Origin of the sequence: Nostoc sp. UHCC 0302 (assembly GCF_038096175.1) — a bacterium.
Lineage (GTDB): Bacteria > Cyanobacteriota > Cyanobacteriia > Cyanobacteriales > Nostocaceae > UHCC-0302.
Map to the genome: position 1 here is coordinate 5901116 of NZ_CP151099.1, position 18871 is coordinate 5919986.

Annotated in this window: 12 protein-coding genes and 1 pseudogene; 2 read left to right on the forward strand and 11 right to left on the reverse strand. The window is 40.0% G+C overall.

Features of this window, described 5'->3' with window-relative positions; genetic code table 11:
- Positions 1-26 precede the first annotated feature (26 nt).
- The 11 genes and pseudogenes from WKK05_RS25595 to WKK05_RS25645 form a co-directional block, all read right to left on the reverse strand.
- Positions 27-1271 carry a glycosyltransferase gene (locus WKK05_RS25595; protein WP_341525857.1) on the reverse strand — a complete coding sequence of 415 codons (1245 nt, stop codon included), beginning with the start codon at positions 1269-1271 and terminating at the stop codon, positions 27-29.
- A gap of 154 nt (positions 1272-1425) precedes the next feature.
- Positions 1426-1998, reverse strand: a complete 573-nt coding sequence (gene rfbC / locus WKK05_RS25600; RefSeq protein WP_341525858.1) for a dTDP-4-dehydrorhamnose 3,5-epimerase — start codon at positions 1996-1998, stop codon at positions 1426-1428.
- A gap of 54 nt (positions 1999-2052) precedes the next feature.
- Positions 2053-2903: pseudogene (locus WKK05_RS25605) on the reverse strand (phytanoyl-CoA dioxygenase).
- Positions 2904-2953: 50 nt separating this feature from the next.
- Positions 2954-3961 (reverse strand): glycosyltransferase family 2 protein, encoded by a 1008-nt coding sequence (locus WKK05_RS25610; protein WP_341525859.1) that lies wholly within the window; start codon positions 3959-3961, stop codon positions 2954-2956.
- Positions 3962-4114: 153 nt separating this feature from the next.
- Positions 4115-5383, reverse strand: a complete 1269-nt coding sequence (locus WKK05_RS25615) for a class I SAM-dependent methyltransferase (protein WP_341525860.1) — start codon at positions 5381-5383, stop codon at positions 4115-4117.
- 107 nt (positions 5384-5490) lie between these two features.
- Complete coding sequence (locus WKK05_RS25620) at positions 5491-6519, reverse strand: SDR family oxidoreductase (protein WP_341525861.1); 1029 nt, start codon at positions 6517-6519, stop codon at positions 5491-5493.
- A gap of 713 nt (positions 6520-7232) precedes the next feature.
- Positions 7233-8447 carry an L-2-hydroxyglutarate oxidase gene (lhgO, locus tag WKK05_RS25625; protein ID WP_341525862.1) on the reverse strand — a complete coding sequence of 405 codons (1215 nt, stop codon included), beginning with the start codon at positions 8445-8447 and terminating at the stop codon, positions 7233-7235.
- Positions 8448-8591: 144 nt separating this feature from the next.
- Positions 8592-9365 carry a glucose-1-phosphate cytidylyltransferase gene (gene rfbF, locus WKK05_RS25630; RefSeq protein WP_341525863.1) on the reverse strand — a complete coding sequence of 258 codons (774 nt, stop codon included), beginning with the start codon at positions 9363-9365 and terminating at the stop codon, positions 8592-8594.
- A 326-nt stretch (positions 9366-9691) separates the two neighbouring features.
- The gene (locus WKK05_RS25635) at positions 9692-11863 is read right to left on the reverse strand and encodes a tetratricopeptide repeat protein (RefSeq protein WP_341525864.1); all 2172 of its coding nucleotides are present in this window, start codon (positions 11861-11863) and stop codon (positions 9692-9694) included.
- A gap of 55 nt (positions 11864-11918) precedes the next feature.
- Positions 11919-12701, reverse strand: coding sequence for a PP2C family serine/threonine-protein phosphatase (locus tag WKK05_RS25640; RefSeq protein ID WP_341525865.1), 783 nt, complete (start codon positions 12699-12701; stop codon positions 11919-11921).
- A gap of 49 nt (positions 12702-12750) precedes the next feature.
- On the reverse strand, positions 12751-13425 hold the full coding sequence (locus WKK05_RS25645) for a VWA domain-containing protein (RefSeq protein WP_341525866.1): 675 nt from the start codon (positions 13423-13425) through the stop codon (positions 12751-12753).
- Positions 13426-14332: 907 nt separating this feature from the next.
- On the opposite strand from WKK05_RS25645, the gene WKK05_RS25650 reads away from it, so the two are divergent.
- Together WKK05_RS25650 and pheT are read left to right on the forward strand one after the other, a co-directional pair.
- Complete coding sequence (locus WKK05_RS25650) at positions 14333-15763, forward strand: response regulator (protein WP_341525867.1); 1431 nt, start codon at positions 14333-14335, stop codon at positions 15761-15763.
- Between the two features lie 589 nt (positions 15764-16352).
- Positions 16353-18785, forward strand: coding sequence for a phenylalanine--tRNA ligase subunit beta (gene pheT, locus WKK05_RS25655; RefSeq protein WP_341525868.1), 2433 nt, complete (start codon positions 16353-16355; stop codon positions 18783-18785).
- Positions 18786-18871: the final 86 nt, after the last annotated feature.

The following is an 18871-nucleotide window of genomic DNA, read 5'->3' on the forward strand; positions in this document are numbered from 1 at the left end:
AAGTACATTTTCTAGGTGAATTAGAATTAGCGATCGCTACTTACTAGTTGTTTGTTAGATTCTATGGAACAGCTCTGTTTTTTAGAGTTGTGGTCTTCGAGCATTTGCTCCACAGCATTTCTATATGCTTGAGCAAACTTTTCTTTGGTATGATTTGCTCTTGCGTATTCCCATGCTTTACCAGACATAAGTTTTAGGTCTTCAGCAGGAAAATTTGAAATTTTTCTTACTTCCGCCTTAATTTCTTCCAACGAAAGGTTATCAAAAATCACACCAAAATCGTGAACATCCACACCAGATTCATAGCTTAAAATCGGAATTAATCCAGCTTGTAAGCAGCTAATTACCGCTCCTGACTGCCCCTCAGATACGGAAGGATAAACAAGTCCTAAACAATTATTTGTAACTTCTATAAACTCAGGGCTACTAACATCAATCCAACCATAAGTATGAATGTTGGGTGTTTCGTACAGTTCTTTATAGAAAGCTTTTTCAAATTCTTTGTCGTTACTGACTGGGCCACAAACCGTTAAATGGTATTCTGGCATTTGAGCAAAGGCATCTAAAACTAAATCTAACCCTTTGAGAACTAAAGCGCTACCACCAAACCACAGAAAATTTTTTCTTACTGCTTCAAAATCTTTTTTATCCGGATAAGGATAAACAACTGGCGAAGAAATGGGGATGCGATACATCGGTTTGTTGGCATATTTGAATGTACCAACTGTGAAATTGTTACCCAATACGGTGGCACAATCGGCATATTCAATTCCCAAATTGGGCATCTCAAATCGCTGTGGTTTTAAGGTGATACCTTTGCGCTGTTGGAGTTCTAAAAGTCTGTTACATTCAGCAGCATTGCGAAATACCATATTAGCAATGTCAACGTGGAAAACCTTGATGCAATCTTTATTCAGTTTTGGTGCGAGTGCTTCCATCCGATGACGAATATCAATGAAAAATGCGTAGTCTTTTTGGGGAACGAATTTATCATTATGGAATTGGATAACATCAACGTTATAGCGCAGGTCTAAAAAAGTTTGCGCTATTTGCCAAACTTCCCAGTACCAAGTATGGTCGTTAGGCATTGGCTGACCCGGTTTTAATAAGAATGGCTCAATCCGATAAGAAAGCAGTACATTACCTTTAGAAGGCTGGTTAGGCTTAAGAGAAACAACCTGTAAAGTTTTAGCGTAATCGATACGAGCTTTGACTTTTTTGGAGACAAAAGAGATAGTATTGGTGACAGGAGATAGAATACTATTTAACATTTGTTTTTACCTCAATTCACTATTTTTTTGGCTCATGCACAGAGAAGTCTCAGCGGTGGAAGCCGCCGCTCAGACTTTTCATAAAGGGAGACGCTAAGTGCTAACGTTGGGCGCAGAGTAAAGAGCGCAAGAGTTTTGTAAGAAGTTAAAAGTTTTAAAGCTGCTGTAGTTCTCTGGAAGTTGTACCGCCAACGGTCATCATTCTCAACAAAGGCCAATTTAAATCTTTTTCAGAAATTACAGTTACATCTATTGGCCAATCAATGTTAAAAAATGGATCATCATAGCGTAAACCACGCTCATATCCTGGCGTATAAAATTCACCTACTTGATAGACAATTTCTGTCTCATCTGTGAGTGTTAGATAACCGTGAGCAAACATTTCTGGAACATATAAAGCACGGTGGTTTTCTGCGCTTAGTTCTACGCCAATGTGTGATAAAAAGCTGGGAGATTCAGGACGCATATCAATAATTACGTCATAGATAGCGCCTTTTGTGCAGCGAATTAATTTCGTTTCTGCTGCTGGAGTAATTTGATAGTGCATTCCCCGGAGAGTGCCTTTTTTGTAGTTAAAAGACAAGTTACATTGAGCAACTGTTGGCTTTAAACCATGTGCTTCAAATTCTTGGGCGCAGAAAGTCCGAGCAAAAAAACCACGGTTGTCTGGTCTTTCTTCCAAGTCAATGATGAATGCGTTTTTGAGTTCGGTTTCGGTGAAAATCATAAATTACTTGAGATGAAGTTTGAGTATAGAAAATACTTGCTAATTGCTACAGCACTAAATAGAAACTTTAGCTGTATCTGATGAGGAACGTAACTCTGCTCTAGGATAAGTATCATCCCAGTATTGAGTACAAAGGTCTGGTCTTTCAGGGGGGTTAGCGGTGTAACACAAGAAAAGGGCTGCCCGTTCTTCTATGCGTACTGTGCCGTGATGCAAAGCGTTTTTGGTATCAACAATAATTACTGTACCTGCTGGGCCTGGGCAGGATTTCCAAGCAGATTTTGGGATAATTTTTTTACGTCCTCGTCATCAATTCCCATATAGCCTGACTGCCACAATTTGTAGTAAAGCCGCAAATAATTTAAGCTAAATAAGGAAGTTAAAGAGCGGGGAATATATTCAAAAGGGCCAGTTTTTTCTTCTACATCATTCAAATAAATAAAGATTTTGATAATGCGGCGGTCTTCGGCATCGCTATGCCATAGCAACGTCCCAAACTGATGTTTGCTAGGGAAATCTTTGCGTAAATGTACACCATGAAAACTAATTGGAAGACCAATATAATTTTCGATGATGTTGAGTAGCCTTTTCTCTCTTCCCCAGGTAGAGAATTCTGATAAACCTGTAACTGTGCAAATTTGTGGTAATCTTTCAGCTAGATGGTCATTGTCAGTCTTTTCCATCTGGGATAGTTGCTCGTAAGCTGCTTTTAGCAGTTCTGGGGTTGAGCTTAACCCTAAATTTGCTAGTGTTGTCACATAAACGCCGTCTCGTTTGAGTGCTTTAATAATTTGGCGATCGCATCCTTCCAATGGTGGTAAATTTTTCCTATGCTTCCAACGCGCTAATTTGCACTCAAATTCAGAATACAGTCCCAAGATTTTGTGTTTAATAGTGGTAAACATGTCGTAAACTCTTCCTTAATTTGATTTATTTTTCTTGGTAGTCCAATAACTTATGGCTTCTCAATCCGTACTTCTCGACTAGAGACTTCACTTAATTCTGCTAATTTAAGCTCTCTAGAAATCATCACGTCAAAAGCAGATAAGCTGACTAAAGCCAAAAATGGAATTACTATTTTGATGGCAGACATCGGCCATCTTCTTAAAGCACCTAAAAAAACTTTTAAGTCTACTTGTCTGCCATTCTGCAAAAGCATTTGCCTGCAAAATCGCTTAGAATATCCAATTTCCTCTAGTTTCAAAATAACTTCGGGTATGTGTTTATATTGCATTAACAATGCAGATTTTGGCTCTTTCTGCCAATAACTCACACCAACAATACATTCCAAATAAGTTTCTTTCGTGACGATTACACTACCATTAGCAGCACAATACCCCGCTAAATATGCCAAAGATATCCAATTATTTTCAGCATCTTGCCAATGTTGCAGAGCGCGTTTTACTAAGTCAGTGCGATAGACTGTAGCAGTTAGAAAAATAACTGCACCGACACTTTTTGAAAAACAATGTTCAAATATGGTTTTGCCGTCGCTGCTAGCGTCTTCACTATCAGCGTCAAACCAGCGATTTCCAACTATTGTTGGTGGGTGAACTGGTTCACCAGTAATTTTGTTTCGACCCGAAAAATTAAGAAATAATAAAGATAAATTTTCATGTTGCTTAATTTTATTAATAATATAGTTTATGGCTCTATCTTGAATTGGATCATCATCACCAATTGTCCAAATATACTTGGTTTTAGTTGAATTTAGGCAATAGATAATATTTTTTACTACACCTAAATTTTTAGCGTTTTTATTTGATTTAAATGTAATATTGCTGAGTATATTTTGCCACTTTTTGATAATATCTTGCGTATGATCAGTTGAACAATTATCAGAAACTAAAATTTCACAGTCAGATTCAAAGCCTTTGATAGCTTGAGCAAGCCATGCTAATTGTTTATCAAGTAATTCTGCGCGGTTATAAGTAGGAATAGCAATTGTTAGTAATTTATTCATTTTCAGGAATATAAATCATTTAACTAGGTCGAGAAATCATCATTACTTAAGCTGTCAACGTCTGGCTTGCAAACTAAATGTACATATTTATTTAACTGAGCCTTTTTTAAGTAGTGGAAATAAATACTTATTTCCACTACTTAAAATTTCTCACTACGATGCTGTTAAAAGCAGATTTCGTTCAGGAGATGGATAAACTTGTACTTCAGGAATTGGGACTACAAACTGTCCACCCCATTCGCCAATAAATGCCATTTGTTCCATAATTTCTTCTTTGAGATTCCAAGGTAAAATCAGTACATAATCTGGTTGAGTTTCACGAATTTTATCGGGATAACAAATTGGAATGTGAGTACCTGGTAAAAATAATTCTTGCTTGTAAGGATTGCGATCTACTGTGTAATCGATAAAATCTTTACCAATGCCGCAGTAATTAAGTAATGTATTGCCTTTAGCAGGTGCGCCATAACCCACAATTGATTTACCCTCTGCTTTAGCCGTTACCAGAAAACTTAATAACTTACGTTTTGTTGCTTTGACTTTTTCTCCAAATGTGACGTAAGTTTCTATTCGATGTAATCCAGCCGCAATTTCTTTTGCTTTTAACTGGTTAACTCGTTCGTTGATGCGGGGATGATCAGCATAGTCATGTTTGGCATAAATTCTGAGAGAACCTCCGTGAGTTGGTAATTCTTCTACATCAAAAAGTTTTAAGTTGTGTGCTGCAAATATTTTTTCTACAGTCAGGAAGGAGAAGTAAGAAAAATGCTCGTGGTAAATTGTGTCAAACTGATTATGTTGAATGAGTTGTAAAATGTGAGGAAACTCCATTGTCAAGATGCCATCTGGCTGAAGAAGAAGTTTCATTCCTGCTATAAAATCATTCAAATCTGGTACATGAGCTAAAACATTATTACCTACTAGTAGGTCAGCTTTTTGCCCTTGTTTAATTAGTTCTTTAGCAGTATCCACTCCAAAAAACTTGTTAATAGTAGGAATCCCTTTTTTTAGAGCTACCTTAGCTATATTTACTGCTGGTTCTATTCCTAAAACGGGGATTCCTTTCTCCACAAAGTATTGTAGTAAATAACCATCGTTGCTAGCGATTTCAATAACTTGTGTATGCTGATTCAAGCCACATTTTTCCACCATCTTATCGGTATAAGCTTTGGCGTGTTTTAACCAACTGGCTGAATAAGAAGAAAAGTAAGCATAATCACTAAAAATCTGATCAGGAGTTTCAAACTGCTCTAATTGAACTAAGAGAGTGTCTTCAGAGACATAAGCATGGAGCGGATAAAATTTCTCTGCATGGTTTAGCTGTTCTGCTGTTAAATAAGCATTGGCTAAAGGTGACATTCCTAAATCAACAAAGCTATGGCGTAGAGGATGACCACTGAAACGACATTTTGCAATTACCATAAACTCACATCCCGCAGATACAAAACGACTAGATATAGGTAGATTAAATAAGTCCGAATCAAAACTACTTGATTCGGAGATTGGGTTTTTTGGCGCTGCTAGTTTAACTAGTTTTTATTCCAAAAGAACCTTTGGTCAATTTGCTCTGTACGAATCAGATACTCTAGCTGCTTTAAGCGTGTAAATCCTCTAAACAGGAAAGTATCTTCAGCCATATCTATTTGATTAAACAAATCAAATAGTTGTTTAGCACCACGTTCAGCATTCCAATCACATTTAAATCCGGGTAGTGTGGTGTTGATTTTATCGAAAGATACCCGATAGCTACGGTTATCTGCACCGTTGTCACCAAAGGACAATTTACAATCTGGGAAAATATTGGCAATAATTTCAGCGATTTCTTTAACGCGATAGTTATTCGCTGTATCTCCAACGTTGAAAATTTGGTTATGTACGATGTCTCGTGGCGCTTCCAAGGCGCAAATTATGGCTTTGCAAATATCTAGTGCGTGGGCTAATGGTCGCCAAGGTGTACCATCGCTGGTCATTTTGATTTGTTTGCTAGTCCATGCCAAGCCTGCCAAGTTGTTTAAAACAATATCAAAGCGCATTCTTGGGGAAGCACCAAAGGCAGTAGCATTCCGCATGAATGTAGGAGAGAAGTCATCGTCAGCTAGTAGTGTGACATCTCGTTCTACTAGGGTTTTGCATTCTGCGTAGGCTGTTTGTGGGTTAACAGGAGATTCTTCTGTAACATCATCTGCGGTAGCAACACCGTAGACACTGCACGAAGACATATATATAAAGCGGCGCACACCCAATGCTTTAGCTAGGTTGGCAAGGCGAACTGAACCTAGATGATTTATTTCATAGGTGATATTGGGTGCTAATTGGCCGGCGGGGTCGTTGGAGAGTTCCGCCATGTGAACGATCGCCTCAATACCTTGCAAATCTTCTGGGGTGATGTCGCGGATATCTTTATTGAGGGTTTTGGCTGTCACTTCTGTGCCGTTGTATAGCCAACCAACTTTATAAAAACCAGTATCTACGCCAAGAATTTCATGTCCCCGTTCGATTAACAGAGGAGGTAATAACGAACCAAGATAGCCTTCTGTTCCGGTTACTAATATTTTCATTCTCTGTCAAATCCTCTGTTCTATATTGATAGGTCTTTCGTTGGGACGCACAACTGTGCGCCCCTACAACGTGTTGCTTTTGTAAGGTGCTAATACTTTATAGAGTTCAGTTAATGATGTTTATTCCTCAGAGACCCTACTAACCCACGCCATTCCCGTCAACGGAGGGAACCTCTGCACGGAATTGGCTCCGCTTACAAAGCTACGGTGTATACACAAGTATGAAATAGCTAATGAGCTTGTGTTGAACTTTCGTTTTACCCCACCCTAACCCTCACGCCAGTCGCTCATGGGGGAAACCCCTTGGCGCTAGCCTCTCCCCTTGGGAGAAGACCGCGCTGGCTCCCCTTATTAAGGGGAGGGAACTAGATTTCTTATTTCCCCCCTTTATAAGGGGGGATTAAGGGGGGTAATTTGACTGGTGTGTACACCGTAGCCTTAAAAAGGGGGGCTTACTTCTAAAGAGGGATCAAGCGTTAACTGAACCGTATTTGTATTGAACTGCTCGCATTTAAATACCAGCAGTAGCGAAAAATTTCAGATGTACGTAGATGTCTACGGCTCTGCTAAACTCGTTATCAAAACGAGAATACAGCTACTTTTGTAGATAAAAATTGACTGCGATCGCCAACTTGTTCCTTAATATATATGTTCTTAAAATCACTCTTTATCTTAGTGATTTTCATGGCGCGATCGCTTTTATTTGTACCCTACTATTTAGTTGCTACCGTTTCTAGATGCGACAGTTGGGCAATTTGGGCGACAATCGCTTTGCCGATTTCTAAAGAAGAAGTGGCAGCAGGCGAAGGCGCATTGCAAACATGAATAGAATTTTCACCTTGAACAATCAAAAAGTCGTCTACCAGCGAGCCATTGTTCATTAAAGCTTGAGCGCGGACTCCCGCATGGGTGGGAACTAAATCCTCGGCTTGGACTTCTGGAATCAGTTTTTGCAAACTTCTTACAAAAGCTGCTTTGCTAAAAGAACGAATGATTTCTTGAATGCCTTCAGGCGCGTGTTTTGCTGCTAGTTTCCAGAAACCGGGATAGGTGATGACTTCAGCAAAATCTTTGAAGTCAAAGTCGGTTTTTTTATAACCTTCGCGCTTCAGGCTGAGAACTGCATTTGGCCCTGCATGAACGCTGTTATCAATCATCCGGGTAAAGTGGACACCCAAGAAAGGAAAATCGGGATTGGGAACTGGGTAGATTAAAGTTTTGACCAGGTAGCGTTTTTCTGGGGTGAGTTCGTAATATTCCCCCCGAAATGGGACGATTTTGGCTTGTGGTTCAACTTGACCTAGTTTAGCAATGCGATCGCTATGCAATCCAGCACAGTTGACTATAACCTGCGTTTCAAAGTTGCCTTTATTAGTTTCTACTACCTGATTTTTACCACTTCGGGAGATTTTTAGAACTTTTGTATTGAGGCGTAAATCTCCCCCCTGCTTTTGGATTAACTCAGCATATTTCAAACAAACTTGCTTGTAATTAACAATACCAGTTGAAGATACGCGAATTCCACCTACACAGCTAACATGAGGTTCAATTTCTCTGACTGCTTCTGGGCTGATTCTCTGGACTTCTAGTCCATTTTCTAAGCCGCGTTTCAAGAGGCTTTCTAGGCGAGGTAACTCTTGTTCCTCTGTTGCAACAATTACTTTACCGCAAATTTCATGTTCAATTCCATGCTCTTGGCAAAACTCTACCATTGAGCGAGAACCATCACGACAAAACTTAGCTTTGAAACTCCCTGGTTTGTAGTAAATACCAGAATGAATCACGCCGCTATTATTGCCAGTTTGGTGAAATGCTAGCTGGCTCTCTTTTTCTAGTATTAAAATACGTGCGTTGGGATAGCGTTTGCCTAAAGCCAGCCCCGTAGAAAGTCCAACTATTCCCCCACCTATAATCGCAAAATCATACATTCGTGTTATTACACCTGGAGCAAGAGTATCGAAGTGTTTTTTGCTGTTCTAATTTAGTACGTAACGGTAGAAATTAGCATCCTATTTGTCAAAATATCAAAACACAAGCCAGAACACAAGTATTTTTCAATTTTGCGCTAGCCGTTACCATACTTTCCAAGGAGCCTGATTGTTCTTCCACAGCTCCTCTAAGTAGTTTTTATCGCGTAAAGTATCCATTGGTTGCCAAAAACCATTATGTTTGAAAGCAGATAGCTGTTCCATATCAGCTAGCTTTTCTAATGGCTCTTGCTCCCAAACAGTGGAGTCGTTAGCAATTAAGTTGATTACTTCTGGTTCTAGCACAAAATAACCGCCATTAATCCAAGCGCCATCACCTTCAGGTTTTTCGCGAAAATTGGTGATTTTAGTTTGCTCGTGTCCTAAAGAAATAGCACCAAAACGCCCTGCTGGTTGAACGGCAGTCAGTGTTGCTAGAGTATTTTGTTCTTTATGAAAATTAATTAGCTCTGTGATGTTTATATCACTGACGCCATCACCATAAGTGAAGCAAAAAGTGTCATTGCCAACATGGTCGCTGATGCGCTTTAAGCGTCCACCTGTCATTGTATGATCGCCTGTATTTACTAAGGTGATCCGCCAGGGTTCAGCATAACCAGAATGCACACTCATCTGGTTAAATCGCATATCAAAGGTAACATCTGACATATGTAAGAAGTAGTTAGCAAAATACTCTTTAATTATGTAACCTTTGTAACCGCAACAAATTATGAAATCATTAATACCGTGGGCAGAATAAGTCTTCATTATATGCCATAGAATAGGCTTCCCACCAATTTCAACCATCGGCTTGGGTCTAATACTAGTTTCTTCACTGAGGCGTGTACCTAGACCACCAGCCAAAATCACCGCTTTCATGCAATTACCTCGGAGATTTGCAGCTTAGTTATTATTTGACTTCTGGAGATGAAGGGATGCACTTGGTAGGGAGAAAAATCATTTTTATTTATTTTTCTCCGTAAATAATCTAACTGTAATTTCCGGCAAAATTATAAAGCAAAGGTAAATTAAAATGTTTTGTCTGTGAAAGCTTTGTGAATAATAAATATACTCGAAAATATATAACTAATTTAAATACACAAATAACCCACAAAATAACTAGGGCTAGCTGATGCTAACCCTGTTCTAGCTTGATTTTTTAAAATCAAAACTAATAATATCTTAGTGACAAAATTTACCTATTTTCAGTTAGTTTCTCCTGGCATACTTGAGCTTTGGAATAACGTGTCACATTTGTTTTCTACAACTACGCAGATGTGGCTTAGTGCTTGTTGATAATTATCCATATCGTCTTGCTCAAGAGAGATTTTTGCAGCTGTTTGCAAATCCTCGATTGCTTTGGTATGGTTTTGGTCAGATTGACTACCACCATATTGTGCAAGTTCATAACGAACTATGCCTCGTTTGAGAAATGCTTTTGCTAGTTTGGGGTTGATGGTTAATGCTTGGTCAAAGTCAGCGATCGCTGCTTTATATTGTTGAGCGTAATCAGTGCTGTATTGAGCAATTTGATAAAGCACAACACCACGCTGAAAATAAGCTTCTGTTTTGGAAGCATTAAGAGTTATTGCTTGGGTAAAATCTGCGATCGCTTTTTTATAACCTTGTTGTGAGTCGCCGCTATACTTAGCAATTTGGGAAAGGACAATACCCCGTCTGATGTGAGCTTCAACTTCATTACTGTCAAGGCTTAGGGCTTTATTATAGTCAGCGAGCGCTAGATTGTATTCTTTATCAGGATCGCTGCTATATTCGGCGAGCATATTGCGGGCATTGCCGCGGTTGACATAAGCTTTGACTTCACTAGGATTGAGCCTAAGAGCTTCGCTATAGTCGTTCAGCGCCCCTTCATAGTCTTTGAGGTTGTAGCGAGCATTGCCAAGATTTACATGGGCTTTGGCGTATGTGGGGTTTTTTTCGATTGCTTTGCCAAAATATTCAATTGCTTGCTCATAATCTCGGATTTTATAAGCAGCATGACCCTGCTTATAATAATCCGCAAAGCTGAGATTATTATCCTTGTTTTGGCGAGCCTTGAGAGTTTGTTGAGTGTAGGCATTTTGAGAAACAAAGGGACTAGTAAACTTAGTCATTACGTCCAAATACACCAATGCACCAACACCCAGCAAGCCAAAAATTACTGGGTACAATCTTGACTTTCTGGCAGGTTGATAATGAGAAACTTTATTATTAATTACTGGTTGCCAATAATTAAGTTGGTACGATGGCACTCCTAACTGGGGCAAACGTGGAGTCTGAGTCTGGCGCTTTTTCGCTTTGATTCGTGGTCGTAAATGTTCTTTTGTTTCGATAGCACGAGGTGATGGAAAAGGATCGCGTCCGCCTAATCGCAGGGAGCGTTCACACCAAGGACAGGTTTGTAGGTGGTTGTTGTAGCGATGCTGAGGATTAATAGTACAGCTAATAAGGCTATCTTCGGCTTCAGTTAGTGCTGCAAGCCAGCTTTGAGCGCTAGGACGCCGCTGTGGGCTATTATGACCTTCTTCAAAACAACGTACAAATAGTTCCCGTAAGCTGGGATGGAGGATTTCCCAAGGGGGTGCAATTGGTGTTGGGAGATAGGGTACACGTCGCTGTTGACTGTAGGTGAAATGTCCAGCAGCAATGCGTGCTTCATAAGGTGGTGGCTCAACAGCACCTTGAAATATGCCAGAAAATGGGTGTGTACCTTCCATTAACAGCTGAAATACCAACACAGCTAACCCGAATAAGTCGTGAGCAATTTCGCGATCGTGCTGTGCAAAAGTTTTATTTTGTAGTTCTGGTGGGGTAAACTCTGGTTTACCTACCGAGCAGCGGTAAACTAGATTATTGTTTGGGTCGCGTACTTGGAAAGAGTCGGTATCTACTAAGGTAACGAGGGCTGTGTCGCTGACGAGGATATTTGACTCATTCACATCGCCAACACAATATCCACTAGTGTGCAAAGCCGCAAAAGCCGCCGCTAGGTTGCGAGCAGTACGGAGCAGGTACTGATAATTAAATAAAGGGCAGTGTTCGCGGCGGGTTCTCGGATTGTAAAAGTCAATAATTGGACGCATCCCCCGAATGCGTGGCATTAAAAAGCCGATAATGCCGCTACTGCCATCTGTTGCCTGCAATAAATCTTCTGGCCAAGCGATGGAAATATGCCCCAAACTAGCCGTAGGATTTTCCGGCGGGTTGGCAAGCATCGCTCGCAGTTTGTCAGCATGACCAGCAGTGGGCTTGTGATAAATTTTCGCCACCAAATTTGCATCTGATGGCAGTGCATAAACACAAGCTTCACCACCACGCCCCAAACTAATGCTGAGGTTGAGAATTTCTTGCTTAGGGAGACAACGAAGTACCTGCATGGTGAATTTACCGTTTACGGGGGTTATATACAATGCTAAACACGAGAGTTATGGCTCAGGAGTTATTGAAGGCAGCTATGATGAGCGTCAAATCATCATCAGTGCGTTGTGTAATCCGGTCTGAGCTTAAAAACCTCACTAATTGTTCTTTGGCTTGTGTTCTATCTTCGGTTTTGACGACAAAATCAAACAAAGGAAAAAAGAAGGGTTTGTGAGGCTCACCAACAACCATATTCAAAGCCAGCATTTGTAGTCCGTCGGTAAGGACACTAACATTAACTATGTCTTCACGCCATAATCTCATTTGCGCTGTTTCTAAGGCATTCAGCGAAGTTAAAAATGTGGTTTCGTTGATGTACTCGCCGTGGTCAGGTGTGGTAAGGGCGAGAAGGTTTCCCATTCTATCTTTTGCTACTGCCAAACCATCACCTATCTGTGCCACAGCCACGACTTCTGGTGTGGCAACCATAATAATTAAAGTAGTTGCTAAATCTTGAGGCTGTTTGCCAGAAGCAGCCGCTTCGTCTTCTACAGCTTTTTTAGCGGCTAGCAAAGCGTCGGTTAAGAGCGATCGCACATTATAATCATCACTGAGGCTATCTCTGGTGATTTGTTTAACGGCAATATTTTCTATCGCTGTTTCCACAGCAACCATCGCTCCTACTTTCCCAAGGCTAGCAGAACCCGCACCGTCTGCTACCGCCGCCACTAAAAGATTATCTGCCAATATCTGCCAATGGTGAGCATCTTGACACAACTGTTTAGTTTTTATGTGGCTTGTACCACATACAGATGCGGCTACTACCTGCCATTGAGCAATCTGTTTTGATATGTTCATAAATTTTGTTCCAACAGCTAGCTGTGTAAGCTTCAAGCTGCCATCTTTACTAAACAGCCCCCCATCCAATCGGTGGTAATGCTACTTGTTCGTCTACCTGTGAATGCGAAACAGTTGACATACTTGCTGAGAGCCAAACAAACATTTCGATAAAGTTTAGCCCTTTGAGTTTTAGGGGAGTACGCACAGCTATTTGATTTAAGCGCGTCATATTCGCGTTTTCTACACCTACTGTAAAAAATGCTACTCGCTTATTTGCTTCATCTCCTTGTAACCGTTGTGCTGCTTGCTCTACTACTTGGTCTAACTCACCTTGCGGCTCTCCATCGGTAATCATAAATACCCAAGGGCGATAGTAAGCAATCCCATTAGAACGATACTGAGATTTGCGCTCTTGAATTATGTCTAAGGCTTTATGAATTCCCGAACCCATTGTCGTCAGTCCCTGTGCTGTCAAAATGGGTGGATTAAATTGATCGGCAGTCACAAAGTCTTGCACGACATTAACATTACTATCAAAAGTCACAATCGCAACTTCCACTCGTCTTGCTGCCAAAGAATTTTTGATTAACTCATCCTTTAAACTCAGCAAACCCTGATTTAAAGCTTCGATTGGCTCTCCTTGCATCGACCCAGAGGTATCTAGTAGTAACACGCAAGGACAACGCGGTTCTGGATTCTCAGCAAACTCCACAACTTCATCAAGTCTTAATGTATCATGCATAACGTTTTGTGTTATGTTATAGTCCAAAGTTTTATTTCCCTTCTATCAAAGTATATAGTTTTTGAAGCTCACACGACCACTAATATGCTGTTTTGTCGTAGATGCTTGAATTTTTATTAGACAAAATTTTTTACTTAAGTTTTTACATATTAAATAACTCTTCATCTGACAATAGTTTTATTAAAAAATAATTTATCAAAAGTTTGCGTTATCTATTGTAGTGTATCTACCAAAATTTATATCTATGAAACTAGAATACAATAAATACGTAAAATATTCCTGAATACCTTTTTAAAGATTTCATGTAGGAAAATGTTTCTTTTATATAAAAGCAATTAACGCTAATTAAGCTCATCAACATAAAAGTATAGCCGCGTAAGTGTACGAATTTCCAATTGCCTAGTAAGTAGCTGGGCGTCAATAAACTTGAATAATCAGGTCTCCAGTCGAGAACTGCCAGTAGTGCCTAGAACCGACAACTAAATAACTAGTGTTCACTCATAGCCATGACAAGTATTTGCGTTTATTCATACCCACTAGCTTGAAAATGAGGGTAGGAACTGAGAAGTCGGGAGTAGGGAAAGAAATCTTTTTCATGCTTGGTTAGCAAATTTGCTCGTGATTGACTTGAAAGTGCTGAGTAAAAGTCGATGACTCAAACCAGCAAACTTTTGCCCGTTCTTTGTGTACGCAGTTGATGATGGCTACTTATTTACTGGACTAGATATAGTAAAACGTAACTAAATGCAATGAAATATTTTTTTTATAAGTTGTAATATATGTCCATATATTTCTTTTCAAGAATAGTTTCTGCCTAGAGAAATATTAAAAAAAAGAAAATACTTGATAACTAATATTTACAATTTACAAATGTTTGGTCGCTTATCCGCAAAAAAACGCCGAAAATATGATTAATTCAGGAGCATTTACCAGATTACGTCCTTTAAGTTTGCTAAGGCAGTTATCTAATTCCTCTGAGAGTACTTTTTTGCAAGCATTTAGCAACTCAGTTTCTTGGTCTATTTACCTAGATAAGGGCAAAATATCCTATGCCACCCATTCAGTTGAACCCTTTGATCGACTAGAACGCCATTTACGCTGCCTCAGCTATCAAATTCCATCACTTACTCCTGAAGTTCGTGTTCAATTACGTCTAATGTTTGAACCTGACTCATATAGTCAGTTAATAGAAGATGACAGCAATTCTAGAAGCCAGGCTCTTGAATACCAAGCTATATCTTGGCTTGTGAGCCAACAGTATTTAAATTCTCAGGAAGCAATAATATTAATTCAAGAATTAGTTCAAGAAGTTATTGAATCATTTTTGTTAATTGAAGAAGGTAATTATGAGTTATCAGAACCGTTGAAGGGAATACCAATAAGTGGAAAATTGGATGTAGACAAAATATTAGAAATTTGTCAATCTAGATTACAGAAGTGGCAATCTGTAGCACCACAATTTTCTTCTCCCTATCAACGTCCTTATCTATTAATTTCTAGCCAACTTAAGAAAATCAATTTAGCAGACCTGCCGCCAAATTTAATTGATTGGATGAAAGGTTTCAGCTTACGTCATCTTGCTGTAATTACGAATCAAGATGAAATCACACTGGCTCAAAATTTATATCCTTACGTTACTCAGGGCGGAATTATTTTGCATGAGCCAGACCCACCATTTGATAAGCTACCAAAGATATTTACAAAACCTTCACAGTCTTCTAATCTCATCACAGAGTTAGCTAATAGAGAATTATTTAATACTGTAGAAACACCAACTAGCCCTAATCCCAGAACTTTGCCGGATGTTCTTGAAGAAAATAGAACTCCTGCTCAGGAATTACCACAGATATCTATTAATCCAAGACAAAATGTTCAGGAACAAACGACACTAAATAACATCAATATTGTTTCTGAAATAGTGACCCCTGCTACTGCGATTAGCTCTGCCACTGCACCTTGGACAATCGCCAAAAAAGTATACAAAATTGTTTCTGTAGATGATAGTCCCACAATTCTCAAAGAAATTAGCCGTTTCTTAGAGAACGAAAATTTCTCTGTTGTTACGATCAATGAACCGCTAAAAGCTGTTATGTCGATTATAAGGCACAAACCAGATTTAATTCTGCTCGATTTGAACATGGTTGGAATTGATGGTTATGAGTTGTGCCGAGTTATCCGAAATAACTCAGTGTTTAAAGAGACACCGATTATTTTTGTAACTGGTAATAAAGGGATTGTAGATAAAGTAAAAGCCAGATTGGTAGGGGCATCTGGATATCTTACTAAACCTTTTACTCGTACAGAATTATTAAAGATAGTTTTCAGGCATTTGACTTAATTTATTAACCAATCCTTAATATTTTTAAATAGAGAGAATAAATTTAGATGGCTATAGAAATTGACGGAAACTCAATTTAGTTAGTCCTATAACTTGGTGAAAATCGCACTAAGAGTGCAGTTGTTGAAGAGGTATTAAGTGAGTCTGTGCAGCATGGAGAGCAACTGAAAGTTTTAGTAGCTATTTAGCACAATAGAATACGATTTTTCTAACTACAAGCCATAGCGTCAAACAGAATATAAGTAATTGTTCATACCTAAGTCCGCTCTTTAGCCATCAGATGTGGTAGCAAAATTGACTACTCAATCTGTGTTGCTGTGTTGCAGTATTTTGAGAACTAATTAGAGATAAACGGGTTGTTGCCGTAGGTGCAGTAGATAGTTTCAGGGATTCGTTATCTCAATCAATATAATCAGCTAAAAAATTATCTTCGCGCTTTTGCCAATTTTAAGTTGGATAGTGGAAAGAATATTGAACGTAGTAGGATTGTTCAAGTGAGAGGGTATCCCTTGCAGGATGAGTAGCCATCACTCTCTGGCAAACACCCTAAAATGAAAGCAAAAGACGATTCTTAAAACAAGCACACTCCATGCGTATTTCTCTCAATTGGCTGCGGGAACTAGTAGAGATAAAACTTAACCCAGAAGAATTAGCCCAAACCCTGACAATGGCAGGGTTTGAAGTAGAAGATATTGAAGACCGCCGCACTTGGGCAAATGGCGTTGTTGTGGGGAGAGTGCTTGAGCGTCAACCCCACCCCAACGCTGACAAATTGAGTGTTTGCCAAGTGGATATCGGTGCAGATGAAACTTTAAATATTGTCTGTGGCGCTGCTAATGTCCGTGCAGATATTTATGTGCCAGTAGCAACTACAGGCACTTATTTACCTAATATCGGCTTAAAAATTAAATCAGCGAAACTGCGTGGTGTTCCATCTCAAGGGATGATCTGTTCCTTAAAGGAACTTGGTTTGCCTACTGATGTCGACGGAATTCATATTTTTCCTCAAGAAAACTTGCAGATCGGTAGCGATGTGCGTCCGTTATTGGGTTTAGATGATGTAATTTTAGACTTAACTGCTACTGCCAATCGCGCTGATGCCTTAAGTATGGTAGGTGTAGCCAGAGAAGTAGCAGCCTTAACTGGTGGAAAGCTCAGTATTCCTGAAGCAGGTGAAGTCTCAATTACCAAGAATACAGAAAATTTAGCTTTAAAAATCGCCGATACACAAGCTTGTCCTGCTTACATTGGTACGGTAATTGAACAAGTTAAAATCGCCCCATCTCCCGATTGGTTACAACAACGCTTACGCGCGGCTGGGGTACGCCCGATAAATAATGTGGTAGACATTACTAACTATGTTTTGTTGGAATGGGGACAGCCACTACACGCTTTTGACAGAAACCGTTTACAATCTGTTGCTAGTAGTGAAAGTTTAACCGTCGGCGTTCGCTTCGCCACTTCTGGGGAAACCCTCAAAACCCTGGATGGACAAACTCGCAACTTGACAATTCAAAATTTATTAATCACCGCCAATGACAAACCTGTTGCATTAGCAGGAGTCATGGGTGGAGAAGAAACAGAAGTCCATGAAGGCACTCAAAGCCTAGTTTTAGAAGCGGCGTTGTTTGATTCTGTAGCAATTCGGCGTTCTTCTCGGAGTGTAGGGTTAAGAAGTGAGGCTTCTGGAAGATACGAACGCGGTGTTAACCGCGCTGAGTTGGAAGTAGCTAATCGTCGTGCTTTATCGCTAATGAGTGAATTAGCTCAAGCAGTTATTGTCCAGCAAGAAATAGCTGACACCCGTCCCGATCCTTCTACTTGGAGTCGTTCCATTGCACTGCGTTTAGAACGAGTTAATCAGGTGCTAGGGCCAATCGAGTTGCAAGAAGAAACAGGAGAACTCGAAGAACGAGACGTTGAGCGTATCTTAACTGCATTGGGATGCGAGTTGACGCCTTCAGGAGAACGCAGTTGGACTGTTTCTGTACCGCCTTATCGTTACCGTGACTTAGAACGAGAAATTGACCTGATTGAAGAAATAGCTCGTCTCTACGGTTACGACAATTTTTGCGATACATTACCAGAAAAAGCAGAAGCTGGTTATTTGCCTTTAGATCAAGAATTAATTCGCAAGTTACGAGCTTTTTTACGAGCAGAAGGATTGACAGAGTTAATCCACTACTCCTTAGTAAAACCAGGAGAAGACAGACAGATAGTACTGACAAATCCTTTATTTGCAGAATATTCAGCACTGCGAACTGATTTGATATCTGGATTGATTGATGCCTTTCAATACAATTTAGAGCAAGGCAACGGTTGTCTTAACGGGTTTGATATTGGGCGAATTTTCTGGCAAGAAGACGGATTGCAAGAAGCAGAAGCGATCGCTGGCATAATAGGAGGCGATCGCACCATTGGCAAATGGTCAAAAGGTGGACGTGAGCAACCGATTACTTGGTTTGAAGCTAAAGGCGTTTTAGAAAGTGTTTTTCGCCAACTCAGTTTACAAATAGAATATCAACCTGATCGCCGCGATGAACGCTTGCATCCTGGACGCACTGCTTCCCTTTGGGTACGCGGTAACAGACTGGGCATTTTTGGGCAACTCCATCCCCAACTACGGCGAGAAAGAGGTTTACCAGATTCAGTCTTCGTTTTCCAGCTAGATATAGACGTGCTGTTAGATTCTCTAGAGCAAGATGAAACTCTCACTCCAGCATTCCATGCTTATTCCACCTATCCAGCAAGCGATCGCGACATCGCCTTTTTCGCCCCGGTGAAAGTATCAGTTGCTGAACTAGAAAAAGCAATTAGCAAAGCTGGCAAAGGCTTACTAGAGTCAGTCGAATTGTTTGATGAATACAGGGGTGAAAATGTGCCGCAAGGACAGCGGAGTCTCGCATTTCGCTTAATTTATCGAGCAAGCGATCGTACCCTCACCGAAGCTGAAGTCGAACCAGTCCACAATAAAGTCCGTGAAGCTTTAGTGGAAAAATTTGGGGTGAATTTGAGAAGTTAGGAGGCAAGGGAGCAGAGGAGAAATTGCTTCCTTATCTTCCTCATTCCCCACTCCCTATTCAGGAGTTTTTAATTAAAAATTCCTTA